The sequence below is a fragment of the Williamsia muralis genome (assembly GCF_051487485.1).
In the GTDB taxonomy this organism is placed as follows: Bacteria; Actinomycetota; Actinomycetes; order Mycobacteriales; family Mycobacteriaceae; genus Williamsia; species Williamsia muralis_B.
Genome location: NZ_JAHVCV010000009.1, coordinates 109,033 through 126,320, shown reverse-complemented (window position 1 = coordinate 126,320; position 17,288 = coordinate 109,033). Strand labels below are relative to the sequence as shown.

Genomic DNA, 17,288 nt, shown 5'->3' with positions numbered 1-17,288 from the left:
TGGGAAGATGCATCGGTGAACGATCCCCAACAAGGCCCCGACCGCAGCTTCACCCTCGGGACCAGCCTGCCCGGCACGCTCGGTCGAACCGGGACGATCAGTACTCCGCACGGGCAGATCAAAACGCCGGCATTCGTGCCGGTCGGGACCAAGGCGACGGTGAAGACCGTGGTTCCCGAGGCGGTGCGCGACCTCGGCGCCCAGGCAGTGCTGGCCAACGCCTATCACCTGTACCTGCAGCCCGGTCCGCACATCATCGATGAGGCGGGTGGTCTCGGGAAGTTCATGAATTGGCCCGGCCCCACCTACACCGACAGTGGCGGCTTCCAGGTGATGTCGCTCGGGGCCGGCTTCAAGAAGGTCATCGCGATGGACGTGACCGGCATGCAGAACGACGAGGTGATCGCCGAGGGCAAGGAACGACTGGCCCGCGTCGACGACGACGGGGTGACGTTCAAATCCCATCTGGACGGGTCGCCCCATCGGTTCACCCCTGAGGTGTCGATGCAGATCCAACACCAGTTGGGCGCCGACATCATCTTTGCGTTCGATGAACTCACCACGTTGATGAACACCCGTGAGTACCAGGAGACGTCGCTCGAGCGGACACGGCTCTGGGCGATCAGGTGTCTGGCCGAACACAACCGGCTGACTGCCGAACGCACCCATCGACCAACCCAATCGCTCTGGGGAGTGCTGCAGGGCGCGCAGTACGAAGACCTGCGGCGCAAGGCGGCGCGAGATCTGGTTGCGATGAGCGAACGCGACGTCGACAACGGCGGCCGCGGTTTCGGTGGTTACGGAATCGGGGGCGCACTGGAGAAACAGAACCTGGGCACCATCGTCCGGTGGGTGAACGAGGAACTGCCGCAAGACAAAGCGCGTCACCTACTGGGGATCAGCGAACCGGACGACATCTTCACCGCGATCGAGAACGGGGTCGACACGTTCGACTGCGTGTCGCCGTCTCGGGTGGCACGCAACGGGGCCATCTATTCACTCGATGGTCGCTACAACGTGACGAACAGTCGGTTCCGCAACGACTTTGGACCACTGGATCCCGAGATCGAGAACTACACAACGCAATACACCCGGGCGTACATCCACCACTTGTTCAAAGCCAAAGAAGGCCTGGCGGCCACACTCTGCACCATCCACAATGAACACTTCATCGTGACGTTGGTGGAGCGGGCGCGCCAGGCCATCGAAGACGGGACCTACTTCGAGTTCCGGGACGAATTCCTCGGCCGGTACTACGCGCAGGCGAAAACCTCGTGAACTAGCTGGTCTTGACGACCTTGGTGCCGCCGGCGAACTTGTCGTGGATGCCCTGGTTGTTCGGGTCGCTGTTGATGGTGACACCGATGGCGATCAGGATTCCGAGCGAGGCGAGGCTCAACAGGAACGGCAGGATCGGCACGAACGACAGCAGCGACGACAGGAAGCCGATCAGCATCCAGGAGTTCCGCTTGAGTGACTCTTCCTGGGTGGGCAGTCCGCCCGACACACCCTGGACCTTCAGCTTCAGGAGCTGCTTGCCCAACGTTGCGCCCGAACGGGTTTCGAAGAACACGAAGTAGGCCAACCCGGCGAGGCTCAGGATCAGGGAGACGATCAGCGACACGATGAAGATGTCGACGACCAGCACGACGATCGTCGAAACGATGGCCAAGACCACGCCGACGATGATGGCGTCGATGATCCTGGCGCCCAAGCGAATTCCAGCGCCTGCGGTCTGCCCGAATCCGGCGCCGGCCTGCGGCTGTCCGTAGCTGGACTGGTCGCCGAACTGGGGCGGCGGGGGATAGCTGCCCTGCGAGGGCGGGGGGTAGCTGCCCTGCGGCGGCGGGTAAGAACCTGCCGGCGGCGGGGTGCCTGGCTGCTGGTAGGAACCGGGAGGCGGACCTGCCGGGCCGCCTTTACCCAGGTCCGGGTTCGGCGGGGGGTTGTTGCCCGGGTAGTTCGGATCGGGGCCTGGGTACTGCGGTCCGCTCATGACGTTCGATTCCTCTCGCGGCGAAGGCACGCTTCGCACCTACCTGATGGTCGTGACGAGTCTAAACCGGACAAAGGTGGGTTGCCGGTTGTTTGGACCCCCCAGGGGTGTCTAGCCAGCGTTGATTCGAGTAAGCGATCATCGACCGCGGCTTGGCGTTTGGGCAGGTCAGTCGATTTTCCAGTGTCGATCGGTTGCCTGCGTCTGCGGCGATTACCGGTTAGCGGCACCGTGAATCCAAGGCCGGATCGCTATTCCATTCGAATGATCGCTCGGCGTGCCGTCTGCCCGTGAACTTCTCATGGGGCGTGGTTCTTGCTCCGATCAGCAACTCGGCATTGCGTTCGGTTCGAGGACCCAGGGGTCGCGCGGCAGGTCGTCGGGATCGAATCGGGCGAGTAGCTGACCGATGGTCACCGGCTCGTTCGGGGCCGCCATTTTCAGCGATGCGGCGATGAGTGACAGAACACGCTGTGTATCAATGCCGTTGACGGCCAAGTCCGACAACGTGACAGCGCCGTCGCGTTTGGCGAGCCTTGCGCCCTCGGTGTTCAGGACCAGTGGCACATGGGCGTAGACAGGTGGCGAAATGCGAAGCAGCGTAGCCAGATAACTCTGTCGAGGAGCTGAGCTGAGCAGGTCGTCGGCACGAACAACCTGATCCACTCCTTGAGCGTCGTCGTCGATGACCACGGCCAGGTTGTATGCCGTTGTGCCATCGCCGCGGCGGAGGACGAAGTCGTCGACCATGCCGGTATGACGGCCGAGAAGTGTGTCGACAACGGTGAACTCGTCGACCTCTGCGCGAAGTCGGATGGCCGGCGGGCGGCCGGTATCGCGTTTGGCTTGTCGTTGCGCTTCGGTGAGGTCGCGGCAGGTCCCCGGGTAGGCGCCCGCCGGTGCGTGTGGGGCGGACGGGGCCTCGAGGATTTCGCGTCGCGTGCAGAAGCACTCGTACGTCAGTCCCCGTCGTTGCAGGTCGTCGATGACGACGTCGTAGGAGAGTCGACGTTGCGACTGCCACATCACCGGGGGGTCCCAGGTGATCCCCAATGTCGCCAGATCGGCGAGCTGCCGGTCTGCTGCCCCCGGCGCAACCCGATCGAGATCTTCCATTCGCACCACGAAGCGGCGGCCGGTCGAACGGGCAAACAACCAGGCGAGCAATGCGGTACGGAGATTGCCGATGTGCAGATCACCCGACGGCGACGGCGCGTACCGTCCTGCACCGCTCGGGCGGCCCGGTTCGTCTCGGCGGCAATCGTTCACCCGAACGAGGGTACAAGTGCAAGGATGGGACATCATGGACCTTCCTGTGATGCCGCCGGTGGTACCGATGCTGGCCAAATCCGCTGTCAAGATCCCCGATGAGACCGGCGCCGCGGTGTGGTCGCATGAGCCCAAATGGGACGGGTTTCGGGCCATCATCTTTCGCGATGGCGATGAGGTGGTCATCGGGTCGCGTGGTGGCAAGGACCTCGGACGGTACTTCCCCGAACTGATCGAGGCGGCCCGAGAGGAATTGCCGGACAGGGTGGTTGTCGACGGTGAGATCGGCGTACAGGCCGATCTCGGTGGGGTTCGCCGGCTCAGCTGGGACGCCCTGTCCATCCGCATCCATCCCGCGAAATCCCGCGTCACGATGCTCGCCGAGCAGACCCCTGCGATGTTCATCGGGTTCGACGCACTGGCCACCGGCGACAGAGATCTCACCCGGGAACCGTTCTCGACCCGCCGCGAGGTCCTCCTCGAATCGATTCCCGGGGCCGGGCGTTGCCGGGTGAGTCGGGTGACCACCGATGCCGACCTTGCGCAGAACTGGTTCTCCGAGTTCGAGGGCGCAGGCCTCGACGGCCTCGTGAGCAAGCGACTCGACGGGATCTACCTGCCGGGCAAACGAGAGATGATCAAGGTCAAGCACAAGCGCAGCGCCGACTGCGTAGTGATCGGGTACCGCGTCCACAAGAGCGGTACCGGTCTGGGTTCGATGTTGCTGGGTCTCTACAGAGACGGTGAACTCCGCATGGTCGGTGGGGCCGGCGCGTTCTCGGACGCGAAGCGAATCGAGTTGCAGGAGATGCTCGAACCGATGCGGCTCGACCCCGACAACGTCGCCGAGGGCGAACCGAGCCGCTGGAAAGAAAAGGGGTCGTCGCAGTGGATCCCCATCCGCCCGGAACTCGTCGTCGAGGTCGCCTACGACCAGATGGAGGGCGACCGGTTCCGGCACACCGTGCAATTCGTGCGGTGGCGTCCCGACCGTGAACCCGAGAGCTGCGGCTACGAACAACTCGAGGTCCCGCTCACCTATGACCTTTTCGACGTCCTGGAGGGACAAGACTGATGGCGAAAGCTCCGGCCGAAGAACTCGATGTCGACGGAACCGCAGTGCGGTTGTCCAACCCCGACAAGATCTACTTCCCCCAGCTCGGCGAGAAGGGCGGCCGGAAAAGGGATTTGGTGGAGTACTACCGCACGGTGGCGCTGCAGGGTGCGATGTTGACGGCCCTGCGCAACCGGCCGACCTTCTTACAGCGTTTCCCCGACGGCATCGAAGGTGAAGAGATCTACCAGAAGCGTGTGGCGGCCAAACGCCCCGACTTCGTGGAGTCGACGTCGATCACCTTTCCCTCCGGCCGGAAAGCTGACGCCATCCGGACCACCAGCGCGCCGGTCATCGTGTGGGCGGCCAATCTTGGGACTGTCACATTTCATCCGTGGCCCACGATCGCCCCGGACAACGACCATCCCGACCAGCTCCGGATCGACCTCGACCCGCAGCCGGGCACGGACTTCGCCGACGCGCGCCGTGTTGCCATCGACGTGTTGCGGCCACTGCTCGACGAATTGGGTCTCGTCGGTTTCCCCAAGACCTCGGGCGGACGCGGTCTGCACGTGTTCGTGCCCATCGAGCCGCGCTGGGATTTCATCGAGACCCGGCGTGCGGTGATCGCCCTGGCGCGTGAGCTCGAACGCCGCGACAGTGCGTCGGTCACCACCTCGTGGTGGAAGGAAGAGCGCGGAGAGCGGCTCTTCATCGACTTCAATCAGAACGCCCGCGACCGCACGATGGCCGCCGGGTATTCGGCGCGGCGCACACCCACAGCGACGGTGTCCACGCCGGTGACCTGGGAGGAACTGGCCGACGTCGACCCCCTGGACTGCACCATCGCCACTGTCCCGGCGCTGCTGGAACGCCGGGGAGATCCCATGGCGGACATCGGCGATCGTCCTGGCAGTCTCGAGCCGCTTCTCGAATGGGTGGCGCGCGACGAGAAGGACGGGCTGGGCGACATGCCCTATCCGCCGAGCTACCCCAAGATGCCGGGTGAACCCAAGCGTGTTCAGCCGTCGAGGGCCCGTCACGACGACGAGCCGGAGTCCTGAGCCGTTCGTTTTGTCCCCGTGAGACGCGGCCGAGGGTGTATTGCCCTCGGCGGACCGTCCGGGGGACGATTTGTGCGCGCGACCATACGACTTTACGGCGAGCAGACTCGGACATCACCTGACAGAATCCGGCCATGGAACTGCTGCTTCTGGTACTTCTCGGCGCGGTTGTCGTCACGGCGTTCGCGGATCGTCGCGGAATGCAGCCCGCGCTCATCATCCTGGTGGTTGGACTCCTGGTGTCGTTCATCCCCGGTCTGCCCCGGGTGGAGCTGGAGTCCGACATCCTGCTGACGGTGGTGTTGCCGCCATTGCTCTATTCGGCGGCGCTGAACTTCTCGTTCCCCAGCTTCCTGCGCAACATCAAACCGATCCTCGGTCTCGGTGTGGCCATGGTGGTGGTCACGGCGTTTGCGGTGGGAGCCGTTGCCACGGTCGCCATTCCGGAGTTCACCTTCCTTCTCGCACTGTTGCTCGGGGCCATCGTCGCGCCGCCCGATGCCGTGACGGCCGTCGCGATCGGCCGCAAATTGGGTCTGCCGAAGCGCGTGATGGCCATCCTGACCGGCGAGTCCCTGGTGAACGACGCAGCCGCATTGTCGTTGTTCGCGATCGCCGTGTCGCAGATCGCTCATACCCACGCGTTCATCGGGAATCCGTTGCTGCTCTTCAGCTACAGCGCGGTGCTCGGGCCCGTCGTCGGAATCGTCATCGGGTTCGGCACCCTGTGGATCCGGCGTCACCTGCAGAACCCGGCGCTGGAAACGGTTCTCGGCTTCACCGTCCCGTTCGCGGCTTTTGTTGCCGCCGAACACATCCACGCGTCCGGGGTGCTCGCGGTGGTGATCGCCGGTTTCGTGGTCGGGTCGGGTTCGGTTCATGCCGGCTACCAGACTCGTCTGCAGGAGCGCTATGTGTGGAACTCGGTGGATGTGCTCTTGGAAGCATTTGTGTTCGCCTACATAGGTTTACAGCTCAGGTTCATCATCGACGAGCTGCGCGAGGCGCGTGAGTCGCTCGTCGGCGTGGCGGTGGCCTCGGTTGTTGTGCTGCTCGTGGTGCTTGTCATCCGCCCGTTTGCCGTGTTTCTCATGTTCGGTCGGGGCTTGCTGCAACGGCACGTCGAGAAGACGGTCAGCTCGTCGCAGATCGCGGCGGGCCCTCGCGTTCCGCGACGAATCAGTGAGTCCGGCAAAGATCCGACCGCCAAGCGCGAGAAGAAACGGCCGGCTGCCGTCAAACGCCTGACCGCCTCGATGGACAAACGGACGCTGACCTTCCAGGAGAGTCTGGTGGTGTCGTGGACGGGTATGCGCGGTGTGGTGACCTTGGCTGCGGCGTCCGGCATCCCGGCGACCCTCGAATCGGGGGAGCCGTTCCCGGAGCGTGCAGCGATTCAGGCGATCGCGTTTGTGGTCGCGGTGGGCACCATCTTGATCCAGGGCACCAGCCTGCCCTGGCTGATCGCACGCCTGCATCTGCACTCCGAGGAAGAAGAGCAGTACGCAGCCCGCGAGACGTCGAAAGCGGAGAGCATCGTGCACTTCGCCGGCGATGGGGTGATCGAGGACTTCGTGGCCGAACCGCCCGCCAGCTTGGATGGGAAGACGGTGGAGTTCATCCGGTCGACCGTCGCGCGGCAGGTGCGTGACGCCGAGCAGATGCCCGACCCCGAAGCGCACACCGAGCGTGCGGAGACGTTCGCCAAGCTCTATCGGGAGGTGCTGGCGGCCCAGCGTCATGCCTTGATCGCCAGCCGTGACGCCGGCGAGGTGGACGACGAAGCCGTCCGCGCGATGCTCGAACGTCTCGATCTGCAGGAAGCCGGTCTGTCGGCGAGGCTCGAAAGCCGCCTCTGACTTCCCGAAATGGTGGGTTCGGGTGAGGCTCACCTGGGTGAATGCTCACCCGAAGCCACCACTTTCGGAAGTTGGCGGAGGATAGGGGATTCGAACCCCTGAGGGCTGTTAACCCAACCCGCGTTCCAGGCGAGCGCCATAGGCCACTAGGCGAATCCTCCGTGGGGGAGCTTACCGGTCGCGAGGTGACCTGCCAAAAACGGGCTGGTGAGGTGACCAGTTTTCGGCACCGCGCACCGGGCGGCTACACTCGATCCCGGATCCCGCGCGGCGTGCATCCTGTGAACTCCCCCAGGGCCGGAAGGCAGCAAGGGTCAGCGGGCTCTCTCGGGTGCGCGGGGTCCCCTACTTTGTTCCCCAGCGAAGCGCGCGATGACAGTTCCGGGGCAGGTGTGGTTCCGGGCGAAAGGCCGACGTGAACTACCACTCGATGAGTGCCGACCAGCTGACCGCCACCAGGTCCGAGCTGCGCGATCAATATGAGCGCCTCGCCGAAGCGGGCCTGAACCTCGACCTCACCCGCGGTAAACCGTCACCGGAACAACTCGACCTCTCCGCGGATCTGCTGTCGTTGCCGGGAGCCGATGTCTACCGCGACGGCAAGGGCACCGACTGCCGCAACTACGGCGGTCTCACCGGGTTGCCAGAACTTCGCGCCATCTTCGGTGAACTGCTGGGAATCCCCACCGACAACCTGCTCGCCGGCGGCAATGCCAGCCTCGAATACATGCACGATCTGGTCATCTTCGGTTTGCTGCACGGCACGCCGGACTCGACGGCTCCCTGGGGGCAGGGCCCGATCAAGTTCTTGTGCCCCTCCCCGGGCTACGACCGGCACTTCGCGATCACCCAGTCCTACGGCATTGAGATGATCACCGTGCCGATGAACCCGGACGGCCCCGACGTCGCGGTGTGTGCCGAACTGGTGGCAGCAGATCCGCAAATCAAGGGCATGTGGTGCGTACCGACGTACTCCAACCCCACCGGGGCCACTTACAGCGCCGAGGTGAGCAAGGCGCTGATGTCGATGCCGGCCGCGGCACCCGACTTCCGCATCTTCTGGGACAACGCGTACGCGGTGCACACCCTGCATGAGACCCCGCCCGAGCCGGTGGACGTGCTGGGACTGGCGGCGGCCGCGGGCAATCCGAACCGCCCCTACGTGTTCGCATCGACCTCCAAGATCACCTTCGCCGGTGCGGGCGTGGCCTTCTTCGGTAGTTCGGCCGACAACCTGGCCTGGTACCAGCGGCACGCGAGCATCAAGACGATCGGTCCGGACAAGCTCAACCAGCTCAGGCACCTGCGCTACTTCGGTGATGCCGACGGCGTGCGCCGACAGATGGCCAGGCACCGCGACCTGCTGCTGCCCAAGTTCGCGCTGGTGTTGCAGATCCTCGAGGACCGGCTCGGTGCGGCAAAGGTCGCGTCGTGGACCGAACCCGAGGGCGGTTACTTCATCAGCTTGGACGTTGTCGACGGCACGGCGACCAAGGTCATCGACCTGGCGAAGAAGGCCGGCATCTCACTGACCGCGGCTGGGTCGACCTTCCCGTACAAGCGCGACCCCGACGACCGCAACATCCGTCTTGCCCCGACCTTTCCGGGGCTGGAAGAGCTGCGGTTGGCAATGGACGGGGTGGCCACCTGTGTGCTGCTCGCTGCCGCCGAGAAGTTGCTCGCAGACCACAGCTGACACCACGCAGAACCCTCGCTCGGTGATCGAGAAGGGCCGATGCTCGAGAAAGGCGCATCCCGGTTGGGCATCGAGTCCGCTCCGCACATCCGTTCGCAGGAGCGCGCAGCAGTGACAGGCGGCCCGGTGTTGCCGAGGCCTGCCGTTGTTGTCGCGGTGTCCCTCGCGCTCGGCCTGCTCGCGGTGTATCTGCAACATCTGGCCGTCCCGATCGACACCCCGTACTGGGGTGTGTTCGGTAACCAACTCGACCTGGCGGTGTATCGAGAAGGCGCGCAAGCGGTACTCGACGGTGACCGCCTGTACGAGGCCAAACTCGTGGGCGTCATGGATTACACCTATGCGCCGGTGTCGGTGATCCTGTTCATGCCCTTCGCGGCGATGTCGCTTGAACTGGCGCGGATCGTCTGGATGGTCGGCATCTTCGTCGCTCTCTATTTCTGTATCACTCTGAGCTTCAAAAGCCTGCGGTACCAGATCAATTGGTCGGTTCGGATCTTTGCCGGCGCCCTTGTCCTGGTGAGCGCGCTGATGGAGCCGGTCCGCACCACCATGTGGTACGGCCAGATCAACGTGTTCCTCATGCTGCTCATCCTCTGGGATCTCCTGCAGGGCAGGCACAGTCGCATCCGCGGCCTCGGAGTGGGGATCGCTGCCGGGATCAAGTTGACGCCCCTGATCTTTGTGTTCTACCTCCTGATCAACCGCAACTGGCGCGCGGTGTGGCTGGCGGGTGCAGGTTTCGCGGGCACCATCGCGCTCGGGTTCGCGGTGATGCCCCGTGATTCCTGGAAGTACTGGAGCGGAACCTTCATCGACTCCAAGCGGGTCGGTGCCCCCAACACCGTCGGCAATCAATCGATCAGGGGAGCGTTGGCGAACCTGTGGCAGACCGATGCCCCCAACCCGTTGGTCTGGATCACCTTGGCCGTTGCGGCGCTCGCGCTGGGGATGACAGCGGCCTCACTGGCTCATCGAGCCGGGCACGAGCTGCTCGCCGTCACCCTCGTCGGTATGACGGGGACCGCGGTGTCGCCGATGTCGTGGGGACACCACTGGGTGTGGTTCGTCCCGGCCCTGGTGATCGGAATCCACCTGACGCTGCAGGCGCGGGGTGCGGTGGCCAAACCGCTGGCGGCGACCGCGGTGGTCGCATTGCTGGCGACGACGTTCATCTGGCGCACCTACCGTTCGTATCCGGTGTTGCAGATCGAACGGGTCCTGCCAGACGGTTACTTCACCGGGCTGTACCACAAGGTCGGCATCCCTGAGCTGCGCTGGTTCACCTACGACCCCTACAACTGGGTGTTCGTGGTGACAGCGGTAGCTGCCATCGTGTGTCTCACGGTGAGGCGCCGCGTCGAGGCTCCAGAGCCGGTCGCGGCGGGTTAGCATCCCCTGGACACGGGGTGAGGAGTAATGGGTGACAGCGGATCAAGCGCGCGCTGAGACAACGGACAATACGAGGGCGCCGCAGCGGTTTCCGAGTCACCCCCTTCTACTGATCGCGTTCGTGGTGGGCGCGGCCGTCGCGCTGCTCGTGCAAGTCCGGTTAATTCCTCTGGACGCACCCATCTTCGGCTTGTTCAAGAACCAGGTCGACCTCGACGTGTACCGCGCCGGGGCTCAACACCTGTTGCACGGCCGGCAGCTCTACGACTTGCCGATGCTCCGGAACGGCCTGCTGTACACCTACACCCCGTTCTCGACCATCGTCTTCCAACCGTTCGGCTGGATGAGCGCCGAGATGGCCGTGGACGTCTGGAGTGGCCTCATCTTTGCCACCCTGTACTGGGTCATCGTGGCCTCGTTCCGGAGTCTGGGCTACGAGATGAGCTGGTCGCTGGCCATCGTGGCCGCGGCGATGGTCTGTGCAGTCACCTTGATGGAGCCGGTCCGCACCACGATCTGGTACGGGCAGATCAACGTCTTCTTGATGGCGATCGTCTTATGGGACCTGCTTCGGCCAGATGGCAGCCGGCTCAAGGGCATCGGTGTCGGTGTCGCGGCGGGCATCAAACTGACCCCCGCATTCTTTGTCGTCTACCTCGCCGTCACGAGACGGTGGCGGGCGGTGGTCGTGGTGATCGCGACCTTCGGCGCCACGATCCTGATCGGCTTCCTCGCGACGCCCCGGCAATCGTGGAACTACTGGACAGACCGGGTGGTGAACTCCGACCGCGTCGGACCCACAGACGCTCCCAGCAATCAGTCGATCAAGGGCGCCCTGGCCACGATGTTCGATACGACCACGCCCAGCAACGTGCTGTGGATCGTGTGTTCTGCACTCGCGGTGGTCCTCGGGATCGGCGCGGCCTGGCTGGCGCACCGTGCGGGCCAGGAGTTGCTCGCCCTGTGCTTGACCGGGATGACCACTGCCGCAGTGTCACCGTTCAGCTGGGGTCATCACTGGGTGTGGTTCGTACCTCTGCTGGTGTTCGCGGTGCACCTGCCCATCGCGGCGTGGCGCGCCGGCTCACGACCACTCGCCGGGCTGTTGTGTCTCGCGCCGCCCGCGCTCTTCACCGCCGTGTTCATCTGGCGCAATCACCTCCCCGGAGGCGCCATGGGCTTCAAGCCCTTCTACGGCACCGGCATGTTCATGACGCCGTTCCCGGACTGGCTCCGATGGTTCTCCGCCGAGCCCTACCTGTGGGTGCTCGGCGTGACCGCGGTGTTGTGCATCGCGGTCTGGGGCCCGGGCGAAGTGCGGGCCAGGGGTGTCGCACGAAGCTCGAGGGATTTGGCGAGTTCTGGGGCGGCCTGAATGCCGTTGGACTGATTCGCATCTTCCCAGAACTCGGCTGCATCGGAGTGGCCTGCGGAGGACTGCCACAAGTGTTGCCGCGTAGCTACATTCGGGCGTTCCTTCGGACCCAGCTGCTCACAAAACCCATCCCGAAGTCACATCCGACCGCAGAGGCGCGAATGGTGTGCAGTCGAGCGAAGCTGGCAGTCGGCGGTTCGAGCTCCCCTCCTTGCCGGCGCGTGCCGCGCGAAGCCCGGTGGACATCTACCGGGGACCACGAACGTCGGACCGCGCCGGTAGGCTGCCACCGTGGCTCTCTACCGGACGTATCGACCCGCGACCTTTGCCGAGGTCGTCGGGCAGGAACATGTCACCGAGCCGCTCGGTCGCGCGCTCGACTCCGGCCGCATCAACCACGCGTATCTGTTCTCCGGTCCGCGTGGTTGCGGTAAGACCTCGTCGGCGCGCATCTTGGCCCGGTCGCTCAACTGTGAACAGGGACCGACGTCCACCCCATGCGGGGTGTGTTCGTCATGTGTGGCCCTGGCCCCGGGTGGCCCCGGCAACCTCGACGTGATCGAACTCGACGCCGCCAGCCATGGCGGCGTCGAAGACACCCGCGAACTACGCGATCAGGCCTTCTACGCGCCGGCGGAGTCGCGCTACCGGGTGTTCATCATCGACGAGGCGCACATGGTGAGCAACGCCGGATTCAACGCCTTGCTCAAGATCGTCGAGGAACCACCCGAGCACCTCATCTTCGTCTTCGCCACCACCGAGCCGGAGAAGGTGCTGCCCACCATCCGCTCGCGCACCCATCACTACCCGTTCCGCCTGTTGGCTCCGGCCGTCATGCGCACCCTGCTCGAACGCATCTGTGCCAGCGAGAAAGTCACGGTCGAGCCGCCGGTGTTCCCCCTGGTGATCCGTGCCGGCGGCGGCTCACCCCGCGATTCGCTCAGCGTCCTCGACCAGCTGCTGGCCGGGGCGTCGGCCGAAGGTGTCACCTACCAACGCGCACTGACCCTCCTCGGTGTCACCGACGTCGCGCTGATCGACGACGCCGTCAACGCCCTCGCAGACCATGACGGCGCGAAGCTGTTCGGAACCATCGAGTCGGTTGTCGATGCCGGCCACGACCCGCGCCGGTTTGCGGTCGACCTCCTTGAACGTCTCCGCGACCTGATCCTTATGGACGCGGTACCCGACGCCGCCGAGCGCGGACTGGTGGAAGCGCCCGACGACCAGGTCGAGCGGATGACCGAACAGGTGGCCAAACTGGCGCCGGGAACGCTGGCGCGTTTCGCCGAGACCGTGCACGATGCGCTCGGAGAGATGAGGGGAACCACGTCGCCGCGGCTTCTGCTCGAGGTGATGTGCGCCCGGATGCTGCTTCCGGCGGCGTCCGACGCCGAGTCTGCGGTGCTGCAACGGATCGAGCGCATTGAGGCGCAGCTGGCGGGAGGCGCGGCGATTCCCGCGGCACCCCTCGGCTCGTCATCGGGAGGGGCGCCGGTAGAACCGCCTCCGAGCAAGTTCGTCCGCGCGTCACAGCGCAAGCAGTCCGAGGGTTCGGCCGAATCGACTTCTCTTGCACCCGCTTCGGCGGCAGTTCCAGCGCCCGCGCCGATCCCGGCCCCTGCGCCTGAACCCACTCCAACTCCGGAACCGGCACCGAGTCCAGAACCCACCCCTGCACCGGAGCCCACCCCGACTCCGGAACCGGCCCCGGCGCCCACCCCGACTCCGGAACCGGCCCCGGCGCCCCAGCCGACGCCATCGGCGAAGCCCGCCCCTGCTTCCGAGCCGGCTGCGGCCGCCGAGCCGGTCGTCCGCACGCCCGAGCCGTCTGCGGGCCCTGCGGCCGACTCGCCCGTCGACACAGCAGTGTCCGTCCCCGATGATGCGGACGTCCCACTACCGCCGGAGCCCGACTACGAGCCCGAGCCGGAACCCGCTGTCGAGCCCGCTGCGGCGACTGCCGAGCCTGCCGCAGCTCCCGCCGCCGGAGGCCCGGATCTCGCTGCGGTGCAGGCGAAGTGGCAGGAAGTCCGCACCGAGGTTCGTACCGCCAACAAGGTCACCGAGGTGATGCTGTCCGGCGCCACGGTTCGCGGCGTCAACGGCACCACGCTTGTGCTCAGTCACGACTCCGCGCCGCTCGTGCAGCGGCTCAGCTCTCCGCATGCGGTCGAAGTGCTCACCGGAGCGATGACAAAAGTCTTCGGCGGTAGCTGGGAGATCTCGGTGCACGCGGCGTCGTCGCTGCCCGCAGACACCGCCAAGCCCCAGGCCTCCTCCGCGCCTGGGAGCACCCGCAAGCCCGAGGCGAAGGCGCCCTATGTCCGACCGAGCCGCGGCGCGGGAGCCGCGAGCGCGTCGGGTGACGCGCCTGAACCGGAGCCCGAACCCGAACCTGAACCGGTACAAGCACCACCCGATCCCGTTGACGACGAAGACCTCACCGATGCCGAACGCGACGAGATGATCGCCACGGCGCGAGATTCCACGCCGGACCCGCGGCAGGACCCCGAACAGGTGGCAATCGAACTCCTTGCCACCGAGCTGGGCGCCCGCCCGATCACCTGACCTTCGCTGCCGCGGGACGCGAGACACCGACCGCGTTCCGGAAATTCGCGCCACTTACCGGCGGACGCGCCGGGTACACCTGGCGCGTACGTCGGCAGCCGGCGCGAAAGCTGGCGGCGGCGGCGGCGGCGGCGGCACGGACCCGGACCGTCAGGTCAGATCAGGCGTTCCACCACGGGCGCAGCGGCAGATCGCCGTTGCCACCCTTGTCGTCCAGCTTCACCGCGAGAACCTGGTGCAGCTGAATGATGTTGCGCTCGAATCCGATCCGGCATCCGGCCATGTACAGACCCCAGAGCCGCGCGGTGCCGATACCCACTTCTTCGACTGCCTCGTCCCAGTGGTCGACCAGGTTCTTGTTCCAGTCGCGAAGGGTCAGCGCGTAGTGCTCGCGCAGGTTCTCCTCGTGCACCACCTCCATCGCACCGATGTTCTGGATGGCCGAGATGATGGTGCCCGAGCCGGTCAGCTCCCCGTCGGGGAACACGTAGCGGTCGATGAACGGCCCGGCCTTGCCTCGGCTCACGTTGTTCGACCGGGTGATGCAGTGGTTGAGCAGGATTCCGCCATCACGCAGTTTGCTGCGGATGAACTTGAAGTACGACGGGTAGTTCTGGATACCGATGTGCTCGGTCAATCCGATGGACGAGACCGCATCGAACTCGTCTTCGGTGACGTCGCGGTAATCGCTGTGCCGCACTTCGGCGAACTCGCTCAGACCCTCGTCGATGATGGCCTGCTGTGCCCACTGGGCCTGCTCGGCCGACAAGGTCACGCCGATGACGTGTACACCGCGGCGTGCCGCGTACCGCACCATCGAGCCCCAGCCACAGCCGATGTCGAGCAGTCGATCGCCGGCCTTGAGCTTCAGCTTCTCGAACACGAGGCGATACTTGTTGTCCTGCGCCTCTTCCAGGCTCGCCTCATGATTCGGATAGCAGGCGCACGTGTAGGTCATCGACGGCCCGAGCACCCATTCGTAGAAGGTGTTCGAGACGTCGTAGTGATAGTGAATCGCTTCGGCATCACGAGTCTTGCTGTGCCGCAGGCCCTCCGCGATTCGGCGCCACCGGGGGAGCTGCTCCTGGGGTGGGGGTGTGATGGGCTTGAAATGCTCGAGTCCCAGTGACCGGGTGATCTGGGCCAGCGTGCGGGCCGACGGCCTGGAGAACTGCACGTCCTCGGAGATCGCTTGCAGTGCGGGGTAGGGGTCGCCCTCGTGGCACCCCTTCAGCGAGAGGTCGCCCGCGATGTAGGCGCGGGCCAACCCGAGGTCGCTGGGCGCGGTGGCCAGATAGCGGGTGCCCCGCGGGGTGAGCAGTTCGAGCCCGTACTCGGCATCGGCCGGGCCGGCGGAACTGCCGTCGTAGGCGGTGACGCTGATCTGGAGATCGCCACCCGCGACGGCCTCCACCACCTCGGCCAGGCTGAGTTTCGGCCCGACCACCGACCCGGGCACCTCGTTGTTCTTCACAGTTGTCATTGCCGCTTCACCGCCTTTGAGTACAGGTCGAGTAACCGCGACCCGGGATCGTAACGCTTCTTGAGCAGGCGGTAGGGCTCACCGCCATAGAGCTGATCGAATTCCTCTTCGCCGTAGAACGACTCGGAATACAGCGACTTGTGTCCGTCGAGTTCGGAGACCTTGATCTCGATCTGCCGGTTGGCGTAACCCTCCGGCTTGTCCTCGCGTTTGGGCACCGCAGACCAGAATCCCACGTTGACGTAGGTGCGGTGGGGCTCGAGGGGATACAGCGGCCACGGCCGGTGGGCGTCCGCGCCTGCGGGGGAGGGGTCGCGAAGTCGGAGCGGGCACAACCAGATCGGCTCGATCGGGATGTTCTCCAAGAACCAGTGGACGAACTCGGAGGTGCGCTCGATTGGAACTTCGATGTCCTGGACCACCCGTTCGCCGGGCGGCTGACCTTTGCGGGCATTGAGCTTGTCGCCGATGTCGAAACGGTGGTCGAGCGCGATCAACTTCCAATAGAAACTGCTGCGCAGCAGTGGCTTTGGCCACAGATGGCGGATGCGGGGGTTCTGAGCGCCGAATGCCCGCGAGCACCAGAACCAGTCGGTGTCCCAGCGCCACAGGTAGTCGGCGATGGTGAGCCGGTCGCGGACGGGAGTGGAATCGGCGCTGTGCTGGATGGACCGGTAGTAGATCTGATCGCCGGTGTAGTCACTGACCGGGCCCGGAACGCTCGTCTGCGCGCCCAGTACGAGATAGCTCTCGGTGGCGGAGAACACGACACCGTCGAGGTAGTCGACGCGTTCGCCGGCGTAGGTGCCCTGCTCGACGATGTCGTTCATCGTGGACTGCAGGGTGTCGACGTCGGTGAACCGTACGTGGCGCAACTCGACGTAGGGCGCGACCTCCTCGAGCTCGATGCGCAGGCGCGTCGAATAGCCAAGCGTTCCATAGGAATTGGCGAATCCGAAGAAGAGATCTGAGTTTTCGCTGGTGGCCGAGGTGGTGACGATCTCGCCTGCACCGGTCAAGATGTCGATCTCGAGTACCGATTCGTGGGGGAGTCCGTTGCGGAAAGAAGTCGACTCGATGCCGAGGCCGGTGACCGCGCCGCCCAGGGTGATCGTCTTGAGTTGGGGAACGACCTTGGGCGCCAGACCATATTTGAGCGTCGTCGCCACAAGTTCTTCGTACGTACACATTCCGGCCACGTCGGCCGTACGGGCCTGTCGGTCAACCGAGATCACCCGGTCCAGCCCCGAAACGTCCAATCCGGGATAAGGATTCTTCGCCCTCTTGCGGAACAGGTTCGACGTCTTCTTGGCCAGCCGGACACGGCCAGAGGTCGGGATGGCCCGGTAGCTGGCCAGCAACCTCTCGACGCCTTCGTCGAAAACCTCTCGCCCTGTTTCGGAACCCATTACCCGCGACACGCCTAAGAGCCTAGGACCCTCGTCCAGTAGTTGCCAGCTCACCCACCACATGACCGATTTGCCGTTGTTCGGTTCCGCACGGGCCGGCTGCGCCGCGCGAAGTCATCC

At 65.1% G+C, this 17,288-nt stretch carries 12 protein-coding genes, 1 tRNA gene and 1 other RNA gene; 9 read left to right on the top strand and 5 right to left on the bottom strand.

Features of this window, described 5'->3' with window-relative positions; all coding sequences use genetic code 11:
- Positions 1-15: 15 nt before the first annotated feature.
- Complete coding sequence (gene tgt, locus KXR83_RS22360) at positions 16-1,278, top strand: tRNA guanosine(34) transglycosylase Tgt (RefSeq protein WP_437426726.1); 1,263 nt, start codon at positions 16-18, stop codon at positions 1,276-1,278.
- A gap of 1 nt (position 1,279) precedes the next feature.
- Here the strand turns inward: tgt and KXR83_RS22355 are convergent, their stop codons facing one another.
- Complete coding sequence (locus tag KXR83_RS22355) at positions 1,280-1,996, bottom strand: RDD family protein (RefSeq protein ID WP_437426725.1); 717 nt, start codon at positions 1,994-1,996, stop codon at positions 1,280-1,282.
- Positions 1,997-2,320: 324 nt separating this feature from the next.
- On the bottom strand, positions 2,321-3,265 hold the full coding sequence (gene gluQRS / locus KXR83_RS22350) for a tRNA glutamyl-Q(34) synthetase GluQRS (RefSeq protein WP_437426724.1): 945 nt from the start codon (positions 3,263-3,265) through the stop codon (positions 2,321-2,323).
- Positions 3,266-3,299: 34 nt separating this feature from the next.
- On the opposite strand from gluQRS, the gene KXR83_RS22345 reads away from it, so the two are divergent.
- From KXR83_RS22345 to KXR83_RS22335, 3 genes are all read left to right on the top strand, one after another.
- Positions 3,300-4,340, top strand: a complete 1,041-nt coding sequence (locus tag KXR83_RS22345; RefSeq protein WP_437426723.1) for an ATP-dependent DNA ligase — start codon at positions 3,300-3,302, stop codon at positions 4,338-4,340.
- A complete protein-coding gene (ligD, locus tag KXR83_RS22340; RefSeq protein WP_437426722.1) occupies positions 4,340-5,383 on the top strand; it encodes a non-homologous end-joining DNA ligase in 1,044 nt (347 codons plus the stop codon). The genes KXR83_RS22345 and ligD overlap by 1 nt, the downstream gene beginning before the upstream one ends.
- A gap of 134 nt (positions 5,384-5,517) precedes the next feature.
- Positions 5,518-7,242, top strand: coding sequence for a cation:proton antiporter (locus KXR83_RS22335; RefSeq protein WP_437426721.1), 1,725 nt, complete (start codon positions 5,518-5,520; stop codon positions 7,240-7,242).
- A gap of 72 nt (positions 7,243-7,314) precedes the next feature.
- Here the strand turns inward: KXR83_RS22335 and KXR83_RS22330 are convergent.
- Positions 7,315-7,403, bottom strand: a tRNA-Ser gene (locus tag KXR83_RS22330).
- Positions 7,404-7,496: 93 nt separating this feature from the next.
- Between KXR83_RS22330 and ffs the strand changes: the two genes are divergently transcribed.
- From ffs to KXR83_RS22305, 5 genes are all read left to right on the top strand, one after another.
- Positions 7,497-7,593, top strand: an RNA gene (ffs, locus tag KXR83_RS22325) — signal recognition particle sRNA small type.
- A 64-nt stretch (positions 7,594-7,657) separates the two neighbouring features.
- Complete coding sequence (locus tag KXR83_RS22320; protein WP_437426720.1) at positions 7,658-8,938, top strand: aminotransferase class I/II-fold pyridoxal phosphate-dependent enzyme; 1,281 nt, start codon at positions 7,658-7,660, stop codon at positions 8,936-8,938.
- Between the two features lie 39 nt (positions 8,939-8,977).
- A complete protein-coding gene (locus KXR83_RS22315; protein WP_437426719.1) occupies positions 8,978-10,330 on the top strand; it encodes a glycosyltransferase 87 family protein in 1,353 nt (450 codons plus the stop codon).
- A 31-nt stretch (positions 10,331-10,361) separates the two neighbouring features.
- Positions 10,362-11,705, top strand: coding sequence for a glycosyltransferase 87 family protein (locus KXR83_RS22310; RefSeq protein ID WP_437426718.1), 1,344 nt, complete (start codon positions 10,362-10,364; stop codon positions 11,703-11,705).
- A gap of 291 nt (positions 11,706-11,996) precedes the next feature.
- Entirely contained in the window at positions 11,997-14,276 is a 2,280-nt protein-coding gene (locus KXR83_RS22305) for a DNA polymerase III subunit gamma and tau (RefSeq protein ID WP_437426717.1), read from the top strand.
- A gap of 160 nt (positions 14,277-14,436) precedes the next feature.
- Here KXR83_RS22305 and KXR83_RS22300 read toward each other — a convergent pair whose 3' ends face one another.
- A complete protein-coding gene (locus KXR83_RS22300; protein WP_437426716.1) occupies positions 14,437-15,759 on the bottom strand; it encodes a class I SAM-dependent methyltransferase in 1,323 nt (440 codons plus the stop codon).
- Positions 15,756-17,168 (bottom strand): FAD-binding protein, encoded by a 1,413-nt coding sequence (locus KXR83_RS22295; RefSeq protein ID WP_437426715.1) that lies wholly within the window; start codon positions 17,166-17,168, stop codon positions 15,756-15,758. Before KXR83_RS22295 ends, KXR83_RS22300 begins: the two co-directional genes overlap by 4 nt.
- Between the last annotated feature and the right edge of the window lie 120 nt (positions 17,169-17,288).

Excerpts from the sequence above, each read along its gene's own strand:
- KXR83_RS22355 (WP_437426725.1), bottom strand. The coding sequence starts at position 1,996 with ATGAGCGGACCGCAGTACCCAGGCCCCGATCCGAACTACCCGGGCAAC.
- KXR83_RS22345 (WP_437426723.1), top strand. The coding sequence starts at position 3,300 with ATGGACCTTCCTGTGATGCCGCCGGTGGTACCGATGCTGGCCAAATCC.
- ligD (WP_437426722.1), top strand. The coding sequence starts at position 4,340 with ATGGCGAAAGCTCCGGCCGAAGAACTCGATGTCGACGGAACCGCAGTG.
- KXR83_RS22335 (WP_437426721.1), top strand. The coding sequence starts at position 5,518 with ATGGAACTGCTGCTTCTGGTACTTCTCGGCGCGGTTGTCGTCACGGCG.
- KXR83_RS22315 (WP_437426719.1), top strand. The coding sequence starts at position 8,978 with ATGCTCGAGAAAGGCGCATCCCGGTTGGGCATCGAGTCCGCTCCGCAC.
- KXR83_RS22300 (WP_437426716.1), bottom strand. The coding sequence starts at position 15,759 with ATGACAACTGTGAAGAACAACGAGGTGCCCGGGTCGGTGGTCGGGCCG.
- KXR83_RS22295 (WP_437426715.1), bottom strand. The coding sequence starts at position 17,168 with ATGGGTTCCGAAACAGGGCGAGAGGTTTTCGACGAAGGCGTCGAGAGG.